Origin of the sequence: Streptomyces sp. NBC_01707 (genome assembly GCF_041438805.1) — a bacterium.
GTDB lineage: Bacteria > Actinomycetota > Actinomycetes > Streptomycetales > Streptomycetaceae > Streptomyces.
In genome coordinates, this window is record NZ_CP109190.1 from 1,830,937 (window position 1) to 1,850,701 (window position 19,765).

Annotated in this window: 17 protein-coding genes and 2 pseudogenes; 7 read left to right on the forward strand and 12 right to left on the reverse strand. The window is 71.4% G+C overall.

Translation table 11 applies throughout. The features are described 5' to 3' along the window. The first annotated feature begins 60 nt into the window (after positions 1–60). Both OG963_RS08430 and OG963_RS08435 read left to right on the forward strand, forming a co-directional pair. A complete protein-coding gene (locus tag OG963_RS08430; protein WP_371798714.1) occupies positions 61–2,961 on the forward strand; it encodes a glycoside hydrolase domain-containing protein in 2,901 nt (966 codons plus the stop codon). 217 nt (positions 2,962–3,178) lie between these two features. Continuing rightward, positions 3,179–3,750 (forward strand): annotated as a pseudogene (locus OG963_RS08435) (sigma-70 family RNA polymerase sigma factor). A 17-nt stretch (positions 3,751–3,767) separates the two neighbouring features. Here OG963_RS08435 and OG963_RS08440 read toward each other — a convergent pair. After that, a pseudogene (locus OG963_RS08440) lies at positions 3,768–3,881 on the reverse strand (zf-HC2 domain-containing protein); the annotation flags it as partial. Between the two features lie 129 nt (positions 3,882–4,010). Here OG963_RS08440 and OG963_RS08445 point away from each other — a divergent pair. Continuing rightward, a complete protein-coding gene (locus OG963_RS08445) occupies positions 4,011–4,544 on the forward strand; it encodes a hypothetical protein (protein ID WP_093770088.1) in 534 nt (177 codons plus the stop codon). Between the two features lie 37 nt (positions 4,545–4,581). Here the strand turns inward: OG963_RS08445 and OG963_RS08450 are convergent, their stop codons facing one another. From OG963_RS08450 to OG963_RS08465, 4 genes are all read right to left on the reverse strand, one after another. Beyond that, positions 4,582–5,811 (reverse strand): histidine kinase, encoded by a 1,230-nt coding sequence (locus OG963_RS08450; protein ID WP_362272411.1) that lies wholly within the window; start codon positions 5,809–5,811, stop codon positions 4,582–4,584. Positions 5,812–5,873: 62 nt separating this feature from the next. Then, a complete protein-coding gene (locus OG963_RS08455) occupies positions 5,874–7,355 on the reverse strand; it encodes a cation acetate symporter (protein ID WP_093770086.1) in 1,482 nt (493 codons plus the stop codon). Next, positions 7,352–7,714 (reverse strand): hypothetical protein, encoded by a 363-nt coding sequence (locus OG963_RS08460; RefSeq protein WP_051878340.1) that lies wholly within the window; start codon positions 7,712–7,714, stop codon positions 7,352–7,354. The genes OG963_RS08455 and OG963_RS08460 overlap by 4 nt, the downstream gene beginning before the upstream one ends. Positions 7,715–7,776: 62 nt before the next feature. Next, positions 7,777–8,559: a LytTR family DNA-binding domain-containing protein gene (locus tag OG963_RS08465; RefSeq protein WP_093770085.1), complete on the reverse strand. Its 783-nt coding sequence runs from the start codon at positions 8,557–8,559 to the stop codon at positions 7,777–7,779. A 36-nt stretch (positions 8,560–8,595) separates the two neighbouring features. Here OG963_RS08465 and OG963_RS08470 point away from each other — a divergent pair, with 36 nt between their 5' ends. Beyond that, entirely contained in the window at positions 8,596–9,291 is a 696-nt protein-coding gene (locus tag OG963_RS08470; protein ID WP_319737903.1) for a zf-HC2 domain-containing protein, read from the forward strand. A gap of 27 nt (positions 9,292–9,318) precedes the next feature. Here the strand turns inward: OG963_RS08470 and OG963_RS08475 are convergent, their stop codons facing one another. The 7 genes from OG963_RS08475 to OG963_RS08505 form a co-directional block, all read right to left on the reverse strand. Next, positions 9,319–10,179 carry an Fpg/Nei family DNA glycosylase gene (locus tag OG963_RS08475; RefSeq protein ID WP_030923593.1) on the reverse strand — a complete coding sequence of 287 codons (861 nt, stop codon included), beginning with the start codon at positions 10,177–10,179 and terminating at the stop codon, positions 9,319–9,321. A 34-nt stretch (positions 10,180–10,213) separates the two neighbouring features. Next, positions 10,214–11,071, reverse strand: coding sequence for an amidohydrolase (locus OG963_RS08480; RefSeq protein WP_371798715.1), 858 nt, complete (start codon positions 11,069–11,071; stop codon positions 10,214–10,216). Position 11,072: 1 nt separating this feature from the next. Next, positions 11,073–11,384 (reverse strand): L-rhamnose mutarotase, encoded by a 312-nt coding sequence (locus OG963_RS08485; RefSeq protein ID WP_030923599.1) that lies wholly within the window; start codon positions 11,382–11,384, stop codon positions 11,073–11,075. Between the two features lie 2 nt (positions 11,385–11,386). Then, positions 11,387–12,385, reverse strand: coding sequence for an aldo/keto reductase (locus OG963_RS08490; RefSeq protein WP_093770081.1), 999 nt, complete (start codon positions 12,383–12,385; stop codon positions 11,387–11,389). 120 nt (positions 12,386–12,505) lie between these two features. Beyond that, positions 12,506–13,930 carry a wax ester/triacylglycerol synthase family O-acyltransferase gene (locus OG963_RS08495; protein WP_093929219.1) on the reverse strand — a complete coding sequence of 475 codons (1,425 nt, stop codon included), beginning with the start codon at positions 13,928–13,930 and terminating at the stop codon, positions 12,506–12,508. Positions 13,931–14,097: 167 nt separating this feature from the next. Beyond that, positions 14,098–16,164 carry a SpoIIE family protein phosphatase gene (locus tag OG963_RS08500; protein WP_093770079.1) on the reverse strand — a complete coding sequence of 689 codons (2,067 nt, stop codon included), beginning with the start codon at positions 16,162–16,164 and terminating at the stop codon, positions 14,098–14,100. Positions 16,165–16,273: 109 nt separating this feature from the next. Beyond that, a complete protein-coding gene (locus OG963_RS08505; protein WP_093770078.1) occupies positions 16,274–17,326 on the reverse strand; it encodes a chitinase in 1,053 nt (350 codons plus the stop codon). Positions 17,327–17,624: 298 nt separating this feature from the next. Between OG963_RS08505 and OG963_RS08510 the strand changes: the two genes are divergently transcribed. From OG963_RS08510 to OG963_RS08520, 3 genes are all read left to right on the forward strand, one after another. Next, positions 17,625–18,128 (forward strand): cyclic nucleotide-binding domain-containing protein, encoded by a 504-nt coding sequence (locus tag OG963_RS08510; RefSeq protein WP_093770077.1) that lies wholly within the window; start codon positions 17,625–17,627, stop codon positions 18,126–18,128. Positions 18,129–18,279: 151 nt separating this feature from the next. Next, positions 18,280–19,233: a YndJ family protein gene (locus OG963_RS08515; RefSeq protein ID WP_371798716.1), complete on the forward strand. Its 954-nt coding sequence runs from the start codon at positions 18,280–18,282 to the stop codon at positions 19,231–19,233. Then, positions 19,230–19,739, forward strand: a complete 510-nt coding sequence (locus OG963_RS08520) for a DUF1990 domain-containing protein (protein WP_362272422.1) — start codon at positions 19,230–19,232, stop codon at positions 19,737–19,739. Before OG963_RS08515 ends, OG963_RS08520 begins: the two co-directional genes overlap by 4 nt. The last annotated feature ends 26 nt before the right edge of the window (positions 19,740–19,765 follow it).

A 19,765-nucleotide genomic window follows, 5' to 3' on the forward strand; every position in this document is an offset into this window, starting at 1 on the left:
GGTGGCCCATGGCGATTGAGCAACTTACCTAATAAATAGCGCCCTTGAGGGAGTGCAGACATGGGTGAGCAGGGCCATCCCGAGCTGGAGTGCGGGCTCGGATCATGGGACAGCGACATGTACGGCAACCACCGGATCCTGGTACGCGCACCCTCGGGCGGCCCGGTGTTCGGGGCCGAACTGCCATGGCGTCGCCGGGATCCGGACCCCGCGACGGTGGACGTCATCGTGCTCGCGCCTTCCGGTCGGCGGGTGCGGAACACGGTGCCGATCGAGGTGACGGCCGGGCGCGGCCGGATCGCCTTCGAGCCGGTGGAGGGCGAGGGCGACTACGCCGTGCACTACCTGCCGTACGCGCACACCGGCCGGCCGTACTATCCGCAGGCCGCCTACCGGCAGCCGACACCGACCGCCGACCCCGGCTGGGTGCATCGGAGCGGGCTGAACCGGCCGGAGCGGGCCTGGGCGACGCTGCCTCGCGCCGAGGCGTTCCGGTACGAGGCCGTGAGCGCCGTCGACTCCTTCGCGCCGATGGGGTTCGCGGCCACCGCCGACGAGTGCGCGGCGCTGACCGCGGCTCACCCGGACCAGCCGTTCCTGCTGTTCGGCGAGGACCGCGGCCGTCCGCTCGGCCGGTACGACGGCCTGCCCGCCCGCTGGGCGGGCGCCGTGCCGTTCGCGCCGTTCTCGGGTTCGGCGGCGCGGGGCGAGTTCTATGTGCTGCAGGCCGGGGTGTACGCGGTGCGGGCGCTTACGGAGGTCCGTACCGAGGTCCGCGGGCTGCCCTTTCCGGTCCGGTCGCTCACCGCCGGCGGCACCGACGCACGCGGGCTGCCGTTCGAGAACCGGATCGGCATCGACGCGGGGCGCGTACACGTGCTCTGGTTCGGCCTGGACGTCCCGGAGGACACACGGCCCGGTACGTACGAGGGCGAGATCGCTGTGCGCGCCGACGGCACCGGCGAGCGATTGCTGCCGCTGCGGATCACCGTGGACCCGCGGACCGTCACCGACCACGGCGCCGGGGACCCTGCACGGCTGGCCAGGCTGCGCTGGCTGGACTCGACGCTCGGCCAGGACGACGAAGTCGTCCCGCCGTTCACCCCGGTGAAGGTCGCCGGAAGCCGGCTGGAGATCCTCGGCCGGGCCGTCGAGATCGGCCCCGACGGGCTGCCGCAGCGGCTCACCTCCTCGTTCACCTCGGCGGTGACCGGCACGGACGGGCCGGAGCGCGATCTGCTGGCCGGCCCGGTGACGCTCACGGTCGGCCGCCCTCTCGACCGGGCTCCGCTGAAGCTGGACCGTACCGGACCGGCTCGGGTGCGCTGGTCCACCGAAGCCACCGCTCCCGGACTCCGGCTCGCCACCGAGGGTGAGTTGGAGGCCGACGGGTTCCTTGTCGTACGGACCACCGTCGAGGCGGTCGACGACCTCGCCCTCGACGTACGGCTCGATGTGCCGGTCGTCGCCGAGACCGCCCGCTACGCGATGGGGCTCGGACTGCCGGGGCAGGTCTGCCCGAAGACGTACGACTGGCAGTGGGACACCCCCACGCGCAATCAGGACTCCCTCTGGCTCGGCTCCCCCTCGGCCGGCATCCAGGTGTCGCTGCGCGACGAGCACTATGCCCGCCCGCTGAACACCAACTACTACCGCGAGAAGCCCCTCGTGACGCCGCGTTCCTGGGCAGGGGACGGACACGGCGGCATCCGGCTGCGCACAGCGGACGGGGTGCGGACGCTGACCGCGTACAGCGGCCCGCTGAGGATCGCCGCCGGGGAGCGTCGCTGCTTCGAACTGCGTCTCCTGCTCACGCCGTTCAAGCCGATCCGGGTAGAGCGGCAACTCGCCGAGCGCTACTTCCACGCGTACGCCTCCCCTGCCGAGATCGCCGCCTACGGCGCGAACGTCGTCAACCTCCACCACGCCACCCCGCCCAACCCGTACCTGAACGACCCTCTGCTCGCCGCAGGCCTGCTCGAGGAGTACACCACCGAGGCACACCGGCTCGGCATCCGCGTCAAGGTGTACGACACGGTGCGCGAACTCACCCGTCACAACCCTGAGTTGCCCGTCCTGGCGTCCCTCGGAAGCGAAGTGCTGGCGCCGGGACCGGGCGGTGGACACGCCTGGCTGCACGAGCATCTGGGCACGGACTACGTCCCCGGCTGGGTGGCACCCGATGTCGCCGACGTGGCCGTCGTGACCTCGGGCGACTCACGGTGGCACAACTCCTATGTGTGCGGCATCGACCGGCTGCGCCGCCGGATCGGCGTCGACGGCCTCTATCTCGACGATGTGGCGTACGACCGGACCATCATGAAGCGCGTACGCAAGACCCTGGCCCGCTCCGTGGACACGGCACCCCTGATCGATCTGCACTCCTGCAACCAGTACCGGGAGCCTGACGGCTTCGCGTCCAGTGCCAATCTGTACGCGGAACTGATGCCCTACACCGACCGCCTCTGGCTGGGCGAGCTGTTCGACTACGAGGGGACCGATCCCGCTTACTGGCTGGTGGAGCTGTCAGGGATCCCGTTCGGACTGATGGGCGAGATGCTGCAGGACGGCGGCAACCCGTGGCGGGGACTGGTCTTCGGCATGACGGCGCGCGCCCCGATGACCGACGTGCGGCCGATATGGCGGGCCTTCGACGAACTACGCCTCATCGACGCCGAGTTCACCGGCTGGTGGGCCGACGACACTCCTGTGTCCACCGGCCGGGACGATGTCCTCGCCTCCACCTGGGAGGGGCCCGGCGGGACGACGACCGCGATCGCGTCATGGGCGGCGGAACCGGTCGGATGTGTCCTCAGGGACGCCGACGGCCCGGTGGCGACGTACGCGCCGGCGATCGCGGGCTTCCAGCCGGAACGCTCCTTCGCAGCGGGTGAGCGGGTACCGGTGGCTCCGGGGCGCGGCTGGCTGCTGACCCTGCGGCCGGCTCCGGTGCCCCGCTGACCGGGCCCGTCCTCGGCCACCGCGGCCGAGGACGGGCCGAACGTACCGAAGGCGCCGCCCGGGGTCCGCCCGACCGTTCACCGCACCATTCACCGCTCTGTGCGACCGCTCGTCGCACGCCTCGGTGCATCTCCTGTTCGTCTTGGCGCGAATGCGTTCGTATACGGCGCAGGCAGCGGCGCGGCGGCAAGGGTCTCCGCGGGGAAGGGCGTGCACGATGACCACGACGACGACCGACGAGCAGGCCCTCGCGAAGGTGCAGCGCGAACACGGTCCCGCGCTCCTGCACTTCCTGCTGGGTCTGACCTTCGGCGACCGGCAGCGGGCCGAGGACCTCCTGCAGGAGACGCTGGTACGGGCCTGGCAGCACCCGGAGGCATTCGACGGCCCGTACGACTCGATGCGGCCCTGGCTCTTCACCGTCGCGCGGCGCCTCGCGATCGACGCGCGCAGGTCCCGGCAGGCCCGGCCGGCCGAGGTCGGCGACATCGCGCTGGAGAGCGCCCCGGGCCGGGAGGACTCCACGGAGTCGACCGTCGCCGCGCTCGATGTGCGCGAGGCGGTGCGCACGCTAAGCCCCGAGCACCGTGCGGTGCTGGTGCAGATATATTTCCGCGGGCTGAGCGTGGGCGAGACGGCGCAGGTGCTCGGCATTCCGCCGGGCACGGTCAAGTCCCGCTCCTACTACGCGCTGCGCCTGCTCTCCCGCAATCTGCCCGGCTACTCCCGAGCAGGTCCTCCTCGTTGACCAGGCCGAGCAGGGCCGCGGCCTCCGCGACCTCCACGTAGTCGGCGGCGCAGTCGTCGCACTCCCGTAGATGGCGGCAGACGCGACGGGTCTCCCCGGGCGTGAGCGCGTCGAGAACATAGGCGCCGAGCAGCTGCCGCACATGCGCGCCCTCCCCGGGATCGACGGTCATCGCAACCTCATGTCTGTTCTGTGACGGATCCGGTCCGACGGATCCTGTCCTTCTGGCCACGCGGGGCGCGCTCCCCCGGTTCAATGCTGCGTGTAGCCCGGTGCCGAGAAGAGGAAGAGGCGAGACGGGATGCGTCCGGAACGCACGGATGGAACCGGTGGGGGCGGGCTGCTGGTCCCGATGGCCTGGATGTACGCCGAGTACATCGCCGATGAGCTGCTGCGGACCGGCGATCTGATGGAACCGTCGACGCTGGAGTACCGCGCGGGGCGTGATGCGCTCGCCCTGACCATCTTCCTCTCCGACGGAGGCGTGGCCGATGCCCTGCCCGCGACCCGGATGGACGAGCTGCGGCTGCTGACCGCGTACGGGACGGCCTGGCGCAGATGGGTCTGCGAGCGGCTCGACGCACTGGCGGCGGCCCCGGCGCCGGACGGTGTGCGGCGCGGGCCTGACCCCGATCTGGCACTGGCCCGGGTCGCATGGCGGTGGCTCGAGGAGACCGAGCTGCTCGCGGCCGACCTCGATGCGATCGGTCCGGCGCCGTGGGAGCCGGTCGATGCCGAGGAGGACCTGGAGTGGCCGCAGGATACGGCCCAGGTGTGGACGCCGGCCTGGCAGCTGGGACTGCCGCTGGGGCATCTGGCGATCCATCTGTACTGACCGCCGCCCGCTCGGCGGGTGTCGCCGGTGGCGGCGGTCACGAGCCGTGCACGCCGGCGCGGTACTTCGGCAGACGCACGGTGATCTTCATCCCCGCGCCTGTCCCCGTCTCGATGACGAGCCCGTAGTCGTCGCCGTACACCTGCCGCAGCCGCTCGTCGACGTTGAGCAGGCCGATGCCGGTGGAGGTCCCGCCCTCGCCGCGCAGGATCTGCCGGAGCCGTTCGGGATCCATGCCGGTGCCGTCGTCCTCGATGACGACGACCGCCTCGGAGCCCGCGTCCAGAGCGCTGATGGTGATGCGGATCGGGGCCTCCCCCGTTCGAGCGGAGTTGAGACCTCGGGGAAGGGTGACGGCGCCTTCGAGGCCGTGCTTGACCGCGTTCTCGACGAGCGGCTGGAGACAGAGGAACGGAAGGGCGACGGGCAGCACTTCGGGGGCGACCTGGAGCCTGACCGAGAGCCGCTTGCCGAAGCGGGCCCGTACGAGCGCCAGATACTGATCGATGGAGTGCAACTCGTCGGCGAGGGTGGTGAAGTCGCCGTGGCTGCGGAACGAGTAGCGCGTGAAGTCGGCGAACTCCAGCAGCAGCTCGCGGGCCCGCTCGGGGTCGGTGCGGACGAACGACGCGATGGCGGCGAGGGAGTTGAAGATGAAGTGCGGGGATATCTGGGCGCGCAGGGCCCTGATCTCGGCCTCGATGAGCTGGGTCCGGGACCGGTCCAGTTCGGCGAGTTCCAGCTGTACACAGACCCAGCGCGCGACCTCTCCGGCCGCCCTGGCCAGCACCGCCGACTCACGCGGGGCGTAGGCGATCAGGGTGCCGAGGACCCGGTGGTCGACGGTCAGCGGCACGGCCACGGCCCAGCGCAGCGGGCAGTCGAGGTCGTCGCAGTCGCTGTGGAAGGCGGTGTCACGACCGCTCGCGAGGAGGCCCCGCACCTGGTCCATGACGTGCTTGCCGTGGTGCTCGCCCTCGCCGTCCCAGACGAGCACCCGGTCCCGGTCGGTGAGGCAGAGTGCGTCGGTGCCGAGCAGGGAACGCAGCCTGCGGGCGGACTTGCGGGCGCTCTCCTCGGTGAGTCCGGCACGCAGCGGGGGCGCGGCGAGCGAGGCGGTGTGCAGGGTCTCGAAGGTGGCGTGCTCGACGGGGGTACCGACGTCGCTGGTGCGAACGGGGCGGGCGGTACGGCGGCCGAGCAGAAAGCCGCCGCCGAACAGCAGGAGTACGAGCAGGACGAGTACGGCGTAACCGGCCCCGGTCATGGCTGTCCCCCAGTCGTCGCGGCCCGCGGCGCATCGCGTCCCTCAGTCATCGCGGCCTCGTGTCATCGGTGTCTGCCGGGCATCAGGGCCTCCGGCAGGTGGAAGCGCGTCATCGCGGCGTTCGTCCCGGGCGGGATGCGGCCGGGCGTGGCCAACGACACCAGAACCATCGCGAGGAATCCGACCGGCACCGACCAGACGGCGGGCCAGGCGAGCAGCGTGTGCGGCCAGCCCGGCGGACGCACCGCACCGCTGACGGTGACGGCGACGGACAGGAACGCGGAGCCGCCGCCGAGCAGCAGTCCGGCGATCGCGCCGGGCGGGGTGAGCCGCCGCCACCAGATGCCGAGGATCAGCAGCGGGCAGAACGACGACGCCGACACGGCGAACGCCATCCCCACCGAGTCGGCCACCGGGACCCTGCTGACCATCAGCGAACCGGCCAGCGGGACACACATGGCGAGCACGGTGGCCAGCCGGAAGTGCCGCACCCCGCGCGACGGCAGGACGTCCTGGGTGATGACCCCGGCGACGGCCATGGTGAGTCCGGAGGCGGTCGACAGGAACGCGGCGAACGCGCCGCCCGCGATGAGCGCGCCGAGCAGATCCCCGCCGAGCCCACCGATGACCCGCTCGGGCAGCAGCAGCACCGCCGCGTCCGCGTCCCCGCCGTGGATCAGCTCGGGGGCGTACACCCTGCCGAGTGCTCCGTAGACGGGCGGCAGCAGATAGAACGTGCCGATGAGGGCGAGCACGACGACGGTGGTGCGGCGGGCGTCGCGGCCGTTGGGGCTGGTGTAGAAGCGGACGACGACGTGCGGCAGCCCCATGGTGCCGAGGAACGTCGCGATGATCAGCCCGTACGTGGCGTACAGGGGGTGGTCGGCGCGGAAGACGGACAGTTGCTCGTCGAAGGTGCCCCGGGGGTGCCCGCTGCCGTGCCAGGCCAGTACCAGGAATATCGCGGGGACCAGGAGTGCGGTCAGCTTCAGCCAGTACTGGAAGACCTGCACGAAGGTGATGGACCGCATGCCGCCCGCGGCGACGGCCGTCACGACGACCGACGCGACAAGCACATCGCCGAGCCAGCCGGGCGCCCCGGTCAGGATTTTCAGGGTGAGCCCGGCGCCCTGGAGCTGCGGTACGAGATAGAGCCAGCCCGCCCCGACGACGAGGACGCTCACCAACCTGCGCACCTGCCGCGATTCGAGCCTCCCCTCCGCGAAGTCGGGCAGGGTGTACGCACCGGAGCGGCGGAGCGGCGCGGCGACGAACACCAGCAGCAGCAGATAGCCGGCGGTGTAGCCGACCGGGTACCAGAGCATGTCGGGGCCGTGTACGAGCACCAGTCCCGCGATGCCGAGGAAGGATGCGGCGGAGAGGTATTCGCCACTGATCGCGGCGGCGTTGAGCCGGGGCCGGACGGTGCGGGAGGCGACGTAGAAGTCCGAGGTGGTACGGGAGATGCGCAGCCCGAAACCGCCGACGAGAAGGGTGGTGAGAACGACGGCGGCCACGGCCGCCACCGCGTATGTGCGGCTCACTGTGCGGGGCGGCCTTCCACGAGCCGCGCGAAGTCGCGTTCGTTGCGCTCGGCCCGCCGCACGTACCACCAGGCGATCAGGGTCAGCGGCGGATAGGCGGCGAAGCCGAGGACCGCCCATACGAGGGCGGCACTGTGCAGGGCCTCGAAGACCAGCGGGAGCGTACCGACGACCACGGCGAGCACGCTGAAGGCGGTCAGTCCGGCACGTAGCTGACTGCGCATCAGCGAACGGACATAGGCGCCGCCGAGCGCGGTCTGCTCGTCGATCTCCGACTGGGTGCGGTAGCGCGGCAGCGGGCGCACCCGCCGGGGCTCCCCCGTCACCACTTCACGCCGGGGCGTCGACTCTGCGGACATGGGCCCGGAGTGTACGCAGCCGGTGGCGCTCTGGGAAGGGTTCGAACCCGGGTAGGCCCTGGTCAGCGGCCGGTCCGCCGCATCAGCAGGTCGCGCAGCGCGCGGGTGTGGCGTCGGCTCACGGCGAGCTCGGCGGTGCCGATGCGGACGCTCATGGTCCCCGCGTCGAGCCGCAGCTCGTCGATGCGGGCGAGGGAGACGAGATGGCGGCGGTGGATGCGCACGAAGCCCCGCGAGCGCCAGCGCTCCTCAAGCGTGGTGAGGGGAATACGGACCAGGTGGCTGCCGCTGGCGGTGTACAGCCGCGCGTAGTCGCCCTGGGCTTCGGCGTATGCGATGTCGTCGACCGGGACGAACCGGATGACCCCGCCGAGTTCGACGGGTATCTGGTCCGCCGCGGTGTCGTGGACGGACGCGGAGTGGACCGGCGTGGGGTGCGCGGGTGCGGAGCGGTCGCCGATCTGTTCCGCGACGCGGCGCACGGCTTCGGAAAGGCGCTCACGGCGCACGGGCTTGAGGACGTAGTCGACGGCCTTGAGGTCGAACGCGTGGACGGCGAAGCCTTCGTGGGCGGTGACGAAGACGATGAGCGGGGGCGCGGCGAACCCGGCCAGCAACTGGGCGACATCGAGTCCGGTGAGGCCCGCCATGTGGATGTCGAGGAAGACGACATCGATGGCGGACGGGTCGTCAGGCCCCGCGTCGACGGCGCCGCCGATCCGGCGCAGCGCCTCGGTGGCCCCGGTGGCGCCCTCGGCGCTGCGGATACGCGGATCGGCGCGCAGGAGGTAGAGCAGCTCCTCCAGGGCGGGTGCTTCGTCGTCGACGGCCAGTACGCGCAGCATGAGGCCGGAGTGTAGAGCGTGTCCGGCGGAGTTGGCTTGAGTGATTTGCGGGCCGGGTCCGTACCAGACGGCATGCGCACCCCGGAACCTCATCGCAATGTCGGCGCCTACGCACTGGGCGTGCTCGGCGCTGCCGATGCCTTCCGCTTCGAGGAGCATCTGGCCCAGTGTTCCCTGTGCGAAGTCCGGGCGGCAGAGTTCGGTGCGGTGACCGCGGTGCTCGCGGAGCATGCGCGGCGGACGCCGCCGGGGGTGGATCCGGTGGTCCGGGCGGGCCCGGAGCTGATGCGGCGTGCGGTGGGTGCGGTGGTGGCCGCGCGACGCAGGAGCCGCAGGCGGCGGCTGGCGCTGGTGGCGGCCGCGGTGGTCCTCGCGGTGGGCGGTCCGCTCGTGGTGGTCGGTGAATCGGCCGGGCCGCCGGGGCAGGCGCAGGTGCAGCGGTGGGCGGCGGCCGACCGGTCATCGGGGCTGGCGGCCGTGGTGACGACCGGGGCGAAGGAGTGGGGCACGGATGTCGGCCTGGAGGTGTCACGCGTCCCGTTGGCGGGGGTGTGCGCACTGGTCGCGGTGGGGCGGGACGGCAGCGAGGAGACCGTCACCACCTGGTCGGTGGCCGGCCCGGACGAGGATCCGCTGTCGATGCAGGGCGGGGCCGCGTTGCACCCGGCTGCCATCGACCGTTTCGAGATCCGTGCGGCGGACGGACGGCGGCTGCTGCAACTGACCCGCTGAGGGGCCGGCGGTGAGCGCGGCGGCGTGCTATTTGAGCAGCTTGGACAGCCGGCGGTCCGCCAGCGGTTTGCCGCCCGTCTGGCAGGTCGGGCAGTACTGCAGCGACGAGTCGCTGAACGAGACCTCGCGGATGGTGTCCCCACAGACCGGGCAGGGTTCGCCGGCGCGGCCGTGGACGCGGAGCCCGCTCTTCTTCTCCGACTTCAGTTTTCCGGCCGCCACTCCGCTGGAGCGCGCCACGGCGTCCTGGAGCGTGGTGCGCAGCGCGGTGTGCAGCCGGGTGGTCTCGTCGTCGGTGAGGCTCGCGGTCAGTTTGAACGGTGACATCTTCGCGGCGTGCAGGATCTCGTCGCTGTAGGCGTTGCCGATGCCCGCGATGAGCGATTGGTCGCGCAGAGCGCCCTTGATCTGACGGCGTTCCCCGGCAAGCAGCGCGGCGAACGCGTCACGGTCGAAGGCGTCGTCGAGCGGATCGGGCCCCAGCCGGGCGATGCCGGGCACCTCGGCCGGGTCGCGGACCAGATACACGGCGAGGCGCTTGGTGGTGCCGGCCTCGGTGAGGTCGAAGCCGTCGCCACCGGTGAGTACGGTGCGCAGCGCGAGGGGCCCCTTGCCGGGGCGCGGCGGGGTGGCGGGGAAGCTGTCCTTCCAGTGCAGCCAGCCGGCCCGGGCGAGATGGGTGACCAGATGCAGCGGGCCGACGCCGATGTCCAGGAACTTGCCGTGCCGGGCGACGCCGGTGACGGTGCCGCCCTCCAGGGCGGTGAGCGGTGGGTCGTAGGTCTTGAGCACGCTGACGGCGAGCGGCAGGACGCGGGCGATCTCCTTGCCGACCAGGTTCTCGTCGAGGAAGACCCGCAGGGCCTCGACCTCCGGTAGTTCGGGCATGGTTCCCAGGGTGCCGCACCTGAGGGACCCGCGCCTATCGAAGTCCGTACACCCGCTCGGCGGTCGTCGCGAAGACCGCCGCCCGTTCGTCCTCGGCAAGGTCTTCGGTGAGGGTGCGGGCCGTGTCGACGACTTCCGCGTAACTCGCCGCGAGCCGGCAGACCGGCCAGTCGGAGCCGAACATCAGCCGGTCGGGCCCGAACGCGTCGAGAACGGTGTCGGCGTACGGGCGGAGGTCGTCGACCGTCCAGGTCCGCAGGTCGGCCTCGGTGACGAGGCCGGAGAGTTTGCAGACGGTGTTGGGGTGGTCGGCCAGGGCCTTGAGGTCGGCCGCCCAGGGGTGCAGGCTCCGGGTGGCGATGGGCGGCTTGCCGGCATGGTCGAGTACGAAGGTGAGTTCGGGCAGCAGTGCGGCGGCCGAGACTGCGGCGGGCAGCTGACGGGACTGGACGACCAGGTCGTAGACCAGTCCGGCGGCGGCCACGGCGGAGAGCCCGCGACGGACGTCGGGGCGCAGCAGCCACTCGGGGTCGGCTTCGCCCTGGACCTGGTGACGGATGGCGACGAGCCGGTCGCCGCCGGGGAGTTCGCGCAGCGCGGCCAGGGTGTCGGCGATGTCGGGCGCGGTGAGGTCGGTCCAGCCGACGACTCCCGCGACGAGGTCGTTGCCGTCGGCGAGGGCGAGGAACTCGGGAGTCTCCTCGGGCACGGTGACGGTCTGGACGAGGACGGTGGCGTACACCCCGGCGGCGCGGGCCTCGGGCTCCAGATCGGCGAGGGTGAACGTGCGGGCCAGCGGGGCCATTTCCTCCCCGGTGATCCACTCCTGGTCGCGTACCGCCAGGTCCCATACGTGGTGGTGGGCGTCGACGATCCGTTCCTGGCCGGTCATGTCACAGCTCCCAGGCGACGGGGAGACCGGCGGCGGCGCCGTCCGACGAGTAGTCGTGCGCGACATCGAGGAGCTCGTCCATCCGGGCCTGCCAGGCGACGTTGACGGGGAGCTTCTCCAGCTCCGCGAGGAGCCGGGCGTAGTCCGCGCAGTCGATGACGTGGAAGAGGTCGGTGCCGCTGCGCCAGATCGTCCACGAGGTGGCGCCCGCCGCCCGGATCGCGGTGGTGAGTTCCGCGGGGACTTCGCGGTGCGCTGCCTCGTACTCCTCGATGCGGTCGGCACGGACCTTGGTGTGCAGGGCGATCCTCATGATCAGCGTCCGTCCTCGTCCAGCGGGTCGTCGGTGAGCAGGCCCTCGGTGCGCAGGTCGTCCCAGACGGCGTCCGGGATCTCGCGGGAGAGCAGGTCGGCGGCGTCGTGCATCTCGTCCGGCGAGCGGGTGCCGACGAGCACCGAGGCGACGGCCGGGTGAGCGAGCGGGTACCGCAGCGCGGCGGCGCGCAGCGGTACGCCGTGTGCCTCCGTGACGGCCTTCATGCGCAGGGCGCGGTCCAGCAGGGTCATGGGGGCGGCGGCGTAGTCGTAGGTCGCACCGGGCTGCGGGTCGGCGAGCAGCCCGGAGTTGAAGACCCCGCCGATGACGACCGCGCGACCGCGGGCAGTTGCTTCGGGCAGCAGTTCGGCCAGCGCGGACTGGTCGAGGAGGGTGTAGCGACCGGCACAGAGCACGGTGTCGACGTCGGTGTCGCGCAGGAAGCGGGTGAGCATCGCGGTCTGGTTCATGCCGGCGCCGATGGCGCCGACAACCCCTTCGGCGCGCAGCTTCTCCAGGGCCGGGTAGGCCGTGCGAAAGGCTTCCTCGGCGTGGTCGTCCGGGTCGTGCAGATAGGCGATGTCGATCCGGTCGAGACCGAGCCGTTCGAGGCTGTCCTCGATGCTGCGGAGTACGCCGTCGGCGCTGAAGTCCCATCGGCGTCGGTGGGTGGCCCTTACGGCGAAGCCTTCGGAGAGACCGTGGTCCGGGACCGGCTCGCCGGGCGGCAGGGGGTCGAGCACCCGGCCGACCTTGGTGGACACCACGTACGCGTCGCGGGGCCGGTGGCGCAGGGCCTCGCCGAGCCTGCGTTCGGAGAGGCCGAGCCCGTAGTGCGGTGCCGTGTCGTAGTAGCGGACGCCCTCGTCCCAGGCGGCGTCCACGGCGGCGGCGGCCTGCGCGGCATCGACCTCGTGGAAGAGATTGCCGATGCCGGCCGCCCCGAAGGACAGTTCGGTGACCTCGACCGCACTACTTCCCAGCCTGTTTCGCCGCATGCCGTTGCCGCCCTCCCCGATGATCGCTGTTTCTGCACAACGAATATTCATCGGATCACTTGGGCGCGTCAACTCCTGGAACGCCACCACATGCGACTTGTACGAGGAAATTTGTCCGATCTATAGGCGGACGTCTTCCGACAAGCGAGCCCCCTGGTCCGCCGGCATCAGGGCGAGCAGCTCGCGCAGCTCGTCCTCGGCGCAGCGGGCCAGCCGCTCCAGGTCCGGGACCGCTTTGCCGTCGGCGACCAGACCGATGTGCACCCGGCCGCTGTACGTGGACAGGGCGACCGCCAGGGACTGGCCCCGGGCCAGCGGCGCCATCGGATAGATGGCCTGCAGCGGGCAACCACCGAGCGAGAGCGCCGAGCGCGGCAGGGGCACGCTGGTGACCAGCACGTCGAAGAGCATCCGGGCCGCGCTGCCCGCCAGCGGGGCCCCGAAGCGGTGCGCCAGCGAAGGAAGTTGGTCGGCGAGTACGGCGACCGCACCCGCGCCCCGCAGCGGTCCGGCGGCCTTGTTGCGGTCCATGGCCGTACGGACGGCGCGCAGCCGGTTCCATGGGTCGGCCTCGGAGACGGGGAGGCCCAGCAGATAGGCGGACAGCCGATTCCCGGTGGTGGCGGCGCCACCGGGCCTGCGCCGGGAGACGGGGACGAGGGCGCGTGGGTCGGCATCGGGCAGCCGGTCGCCGCGCTCCAGCATCCAGCGGCGGAGCGCCCCGGCGACGATGCCGAGCAGGACGTCATTGGTGGTGCCGCCGACGATCCGGCGGATCCGGCCGACGGCCTCGGCGTCCAGGTCGGTGGTGGCCAGTCGCCGGGTGCCGCTGGAGGTCGCGGTGAGTGCGGGGGCGCCGCGCAGATCGAGGCGGCTGGCCCGTACGACGGAAGCGCCGACACCGAACGCCCGGCCGAGATCCTCGATCCGGCCCAGCGCGAAGCCGGCCACCTGGCGCGGCCCGGGCATCCAGGAGCGGGGCGGGACCGGGCGCGCCAGGCGGGTGCTCGCGCCGCCGCGGGCGCGGGCCCCGACGGAGGCGATCTCGTCGAAGATCCCGGCACCGATGGCGACCGCGCGCATCCCGTCGGCGAGCGCGTGATGCAGTTTCACGAGCACGGCGAAGGGGCCGTCGTCGGCACCGCCGATGACGTACATCTGCCAGGGCGGCAGCCCGCGTTCGAGGGGCTGCTCCATCAGCTCGCCGGCGAGCCGGGTGGCCCCGGCCATGAACCCGCCGCCCGCCGGATCCACCTCGCCCTGGGGCAGCCGCACCCGCTTGACGTGCCGGTACACGTCGAAGTCCTTGTCGACCGACCAGGCGGCACCGCCGACCGGCAGCAGGACGTCCCGTACCCGCATCCGCAGCCTGGGGATCGCGGCCGCGCGGCTGCCGAGCAGCTGGAGGACCGCCTCCGCATCGACGCCGGGCGCGGGGGCGGGGGAAGGCGAGAAGACGGCGAGCGCGCCGAGATGCATCGGGTGCGCATCGGATTCGAGATGCCAGAACGCCAGATCGAGAGGTGCCAGTAGCTCAGTGCCCAACGGGTCCTCATGTCATCGAAGACAAAGATTGCCGGAGTCAACGACTGCCGCAGTCGCAGTCAATCCCCCTCGATCGGTTACGGTCAAGTACAGACATGTTACGTTCTGTTACTGTCCGGTAGAGTCGCCCGCTCCCCCCACCGGCCCAGCCCCTCCCGCCCGACCCGTCATTCGCGCTCCGGAATGATGAATTCGCACCAGACGCACTTGCCGGTGCCGCGGGACTCCACACCCCACGTGTCGGCCAGCCGGTCCACCAGCATCAGGCCCCGCCCGGACACCCCGGTCTCACCCGCGTCCCGGCGGCGCGGCAGTGCGCTCGACCGGTCCTCGACATCGACCCGCAGCCGCCGACCGGACCCGGTGAGCACCCGAATGGTGACGATCGCCCCGCCGTCGGTGTGTGTCAGCGCATTGGTGATCAGCTCGTCGGCGGCCAGCTCGACGTCGTCCGCCCGGCCCTTCGCACCCCAGGCCCGTACCGCCGCCCGGATCATGTGCCGGGCCGAGCTCAGCGCCTCCGGGTCGTTCTGGGCCACATTCTGCTGGAGCCGGCCGCCCGGCCGGGGCGCGTGCGCGGCCTTGCGGCGCAGCAGCAACACCGCCACGTCGTCCTCACCGCCGCACCCGTCGACCTCCTCGCAGAGCTCGTCGGCCAGCTGCTCGAGGTCCTGCGGACCGTTGCGGATCCTGGCGGCCAGCAGCTGCACCCCCTCGTCGAGATCTACGCCGGGCAGCTCCACCAGGCCGTCGGTGTACAGCAGCATCGTCTGCCCCGGGTCCAGCTCCATCGTGCTGACCGGGTACTCGAGACCTCCGAACTCGGCCGAAAGGCCCAGTGGCAGCCCGCCCTCCACGGGCATCCTGCGGCAGCTTCCGTCGGTGTCCCGGACCAGCGGATCGATATGCCCGGCCCGGACCAGCTGTATGACTCCGGTGGTCAGGTCGACCTCGGCGTACGTGCAGGTCGCGAAGCGGTCGGTGTCGAGTTCGTGGAGGAACGCGGAGGCCCGCGCCATGACCGTGGCCGGGCTGTGTCCCTCCGCCGCGTACGCGTGGAGCACGATGCGCAGCTGTCCCATGACGGCCGCCGCGTGCGTGTCGTGGCCCTGTACGTCCCCGATGACGGCTCCGACGCGGCCGCCGGGCAGCGGAATGACGTCGTACCAGTCGCCCCCGATGTCCTGACCCTGCCGGGCCGAGCGGTAGCGCACGGCGATCTGCGCACCCGGCACCGCGGGGATGCGGCGGGGCAGCATCGCCTGCTGGAGCCCCTCGGCGAGGTCGTGCTCCTGCTCGTACAGCATGGCCCGCTGGAGGCTCTGGGCGATGGAGCTGCCGAGCGCGACCAGCAGATTGCGTTCGTCGCCCTCGAAGCCGTCCTTGCCGCTGTAGAGGAGTCCGATCGCACCGATCGGCCGGGCCTGGGCGATCAGCGGCAGATAGGCGGCCGAAGTGATGCCGAGACCGCTGATGCGCGGCCACAGGATCGGGTACGAGGTGGCGAAGTCCTCGGAGGACACGATGAAACGGGGTCTGAGCGTACGGATGACTTCGCTCATCGGGTACGGCTCGTCCGTACGGGTGAAACGGGTGCCCGGCACGAAGGACCCCGCGGGGCCGTCCGCGACGAGATGGATGCGACCGGCTTCGAGCAGCCCCACGACGAGACTGGTCGCACCGAGGTGGGCGAGGCCCTGCGAGTTCTTCAGGACCTCGATGACGTCCTGGACGGTACGGGCATGGGCCAGCGCGGCCGTGGTGGTCTCGACCAGGCTGGTGCGGCGGCGCCGCTCCTCGTCCAGCTCGCGGCGGGCGGTGGAGTCGGCCAGCTCCTGGGTGGCGTCCCGGACGATACCGATGATGCGGTGGGGGCGGCCCGCCTCGTCACGCCGGATGAAGCCCTGGGTGTGGGTCCAGCGCAGCGTGCCGTCACGCCGGAGAATGCGGAAGTACGCCCCGTAGTTGGCCTGCCCGCACTTGAGGGCCTGGGACACCATGGCGTCGAGCCGTGCGGCCTCATCGGTCGGTACCCGGGGGCCGAGGCTCTCCGGCCGGCCGTCGTATTCGTCGACCCGCATGTCGAACACGTCGAGTGCGGGCCGGTCCATGTGCATGAGGCCACTGTCGAGGTCCCAGTCGAAGCTGCCCATACGGTTCAGGGCGAGGCTGAGATCCGGGTGGGCGGGCCAGTCGTCCGGGAGTGACAGGGCACCCACAACCCGATCATCCATGCGGGTCACTCTGCCATCAATTGTCCGATTCTTCGAGAGATCCCGTTCGCCGGACCGCCAGGGGGCCCGGTCGCCGGGCCCCCTCCGCCGCAACGCTGTCGCGCCGGATTCAGCGCCCCTGGAGCGCCTTGACGTTGTCCCCGAACGTCCACCCCTTCGACCCGTCCCAGTTCAGCGACCAGTCCATCAGCCCCTTCAGCCCGCCGCCGTACGTGTTCCAGGCCTGTGAGACCAGGTTCGGCGCCATGTAGCCGCCCCCGGCGCCGGGCTGCGCCGGCAGGCCCGGGACCTGCTTGTCGTACGGAACCTTGATGGTGGTGCCCTGGATGGTCAGGCCGCTGTTCAGGCAGTCGGTCTGCGCGGTGAACCCCTGGACGGTTCCGGCGGAGTACGAGTCGCCGGAGCAGCCGTACATGCTGCCGTTGTAGTACTGCATGTTCAGCCACCAGAGCCGCCCGTTGTCCGCGTACTTCTTCACGATGGGGAGGTACGCGCCCCAGATGGAGCCGTACGCCACGCTGCCCCCGGTGACGTAGGCCGTCTCGGGCGCCATCGTCAGACCGAAGTTGGACGGCATCCGGGCGAGTACTCCGTCGATGATGCGGATGAGATTGGCCTGCGACGTGGACAGCTGACCGATGTTGCCGCTGCCGGTGAGGCCGGTCTCGATGTCGATGTCGATGCCGTCGAAGTTGTACGTCTGCAGGATCGGCACCACGGTGTCGACGAAGCGGTCGGCGACGGCGCTGGAGCTGAGGTCGATCCCGGCCGTGGCACCGCCGATGGACAGCAGGGTGGTCAGACCCGACGCCTTGGCCTGGCACATCTCGGCAGGGGTCGGGACCTTCACGGTCGAGTCCATCCCGTCCTCCCACAGGACGGTGCCGTCGGAGCGGATGACCGGGAAGGCCGCGTTGATCACGTTGTACCCGTGGGCGGGGATGCGGGAGTCGGTGATCGGGATCCATCCGAGCGGCGGGTGTACACCGTTGGCCGCGCCGTCCCAGTTCTCCCAGTAACCCTGCAGCACCTTGCCCGCCGGCTTCGACTTCACCGCGCAGGTCTCGTCCTGCGCCGCGCTCGGGGTCGCGGCGACGAGCGTCTGCACGAGACATACGGCCGCCAGGCCGATCCCGAACAGACGCGATGTCCGACCGAACATGCGGGTTCCCTTCCGTCGTGGCCGGCCGCCCACCGCACCGCGAGAGTCATCATGCACCTGACAATGCACACGCTAAAATGGTCCAGACCTGCCGTCAAGAGGCCTGGACCGACGACCGGTGAGGTCGCCTGGCGGGGCCGGTCGGCGCGGGAGGCTCCACGAGCAGGGCGCGGCGCGGCCCGTGCCGCGCCCGAGCGGTGGCACGAAAGAGCGCATATCGTTCACTAGAGGTGGTGCACCGGTGCGGCTGCAGTCCGCGTGCACAGCACCCCGGAATCCGTGGCGGACGGAGGACGGAATGTCAACGGCCAAGAACATGCTGGACGCGCTCCCACCCGAAGGGCGCGCGCGACTGCTCGACCAGGCAGCCCGCGAGGTGTCGTTGCCCGTCGGCACCCGGATCTTCGAAGAGGGCCGCAAGGCCGACCGCTTCTGGATCATCCGATCCGGCCAGGTAGAACTGGACCTCCATGTGCCCGGCCACCGGTCCGCGGTGATCGAGACACTGGGCCGGGACGAACTGCTGGGCTGGTCCTGGCTGTTCCCGCCGCGCATCTGGCATCTCGGCGCCGTCGCGATCTACCCGGTGGAGGCCGTGGAGTTCGATGCCGCGGCCGTCTGCTCACTGTGCGACGAAGACGCCGAGTTGGGGCGTGCGCTGTACAGGTACGTCGCGGAGACCGTGGCGGCACGGCTGCGCGGGACCCGAACCCGACTGCTCGCCCTGTACGGTCCGCAGTCCGGCAACCGGGCGGGTGCGAACCACGATGCGGACATCGGCCAGGACCTCGCGGACATCTGACGCGCAGCACACGGTCGCACGCCACTCACGCCTCCACCATCCCCGGCGAAGCGGCCGCACAACTCCGGCACCCCTCATTGAACACGTTCAAGAAAGCCTCTAGAGTCGGCTCGGACAACTACTTGAACGCGTTCAAGACGGGGGATGTGCCATGTCCGTACTGGTCGACCTGATCGTGATGCTGGGCATGCTGGTCGTCGTACCGGCCGGACTTCGGCTGACCGGGGCAGCCGAACTCGACCGGATCCGCCGTCTGTGGCCGCTGTTCGCCGTCCCCGGGGCCGTCGCCCTCTGGCTGCCACGTGGCGGACCCGCCACGGTCCTCGCCGGCTGCTACGCGCTCGGGGCCGTACTCCTCGCCCTGCATGCGCCGCCCCGGCTGCTCCGCGCGGTCCGGGCCTCCGCCGCTCACCGCACCGCCGAGATCGCACTGTTCACCGCCCTCGTCACCCCGTCGGTCGCCGCCACCGCGCTGGTCGCCGAACGCTCCGGGCATGCCCTCTTCGGCTTCGGGCCCGGAATCCTCGCGCTCACCGTGCCGCACTTCCACTTCGCCGGGTTCGCCGCCGCACTGATCGCAGGACTCGTCCGCCGGGTCGCGGACGGGCCGGCCGGCCGGTTCGCCGCATCGAGCGTGCCGTCGGGCACCCTGCTCGTGCTCATCGGATACTTCATCGGCGACTGGGCCGAGCTGGCCGGAGCAGTCGTGCTGACGGCCGGGATGTGGACTGTCGCCCTGCTGACCTGGCGCACGATCCGCGTCAGCGGCCGGGACCGGACCACCCGCACTCTGTTCGCCGTCTCGTCCGCCGTGCTCGTGGCGACCATGGTGCTCGCGCTGAGCTGGGCGCTCGGCGAGGCGACCGGGCTGCCGCACCCCACGCTGACCTGGATGGCCGCGACCCACGGTCTCGGCAACGCACTGGGCTTCGCGCTCTGCTCGGTGCTCGCCTGGCGACGGCTCCAGGATCAGCCCGAGCAGTCGCCACCCGGCCGTCCTGGTACCGGGCCGCCCCCTGCCGACCCGGCCCTCGCCACCTCGGTCCGCACGGACCCGCCCCTCACCCGCCCCGCCCTCACCGGCCTCGAAGACAGGACGTCATGAGTACCCTCACCTATCCCGAGGTCGGCGCCACCCGGCTCGGCCCGCTCCCCGACGGGTACAACCATCTCCACCACCGGGTCGCGGTGGGCCGTGGCCGCGCCGACTTCGAGGCTGCGGGCGCCGCCGTCACCGACTGGCGCATGCATCGCACCTCCGGCGCACGGGTACGGGCGTCAACGGCCCGCGCCGAGGCCGGGACCAGCGTGCGGGTATCGATCGGGGTCGGCCCGTTCCGGTTCACCGCGCCGTGCGAGGTGGTCTGGACCGCGTACGAGAAGGCGCGCATCGGCTTCGCCTACGGCACCCGTCCGCACCACCCCGAGTGCGGTGAGGAGTGCTTCGTGGTCGACCTGGCGGACGACGGCACGGTGTGGTTCACCGTGCTGGCGTTCTCCCGTCCGGTCAGTTGGTACGTCCGGCTCGCGGGGCCGCTCGTGCCGATGGCCCAGCACATGTACGCGCGCCGGCTCGGCACCGCACTGCGCCGGATCGTCTCGGCGAGCTGAACCGGCTCAGTCGCTCCGCAGCGCCG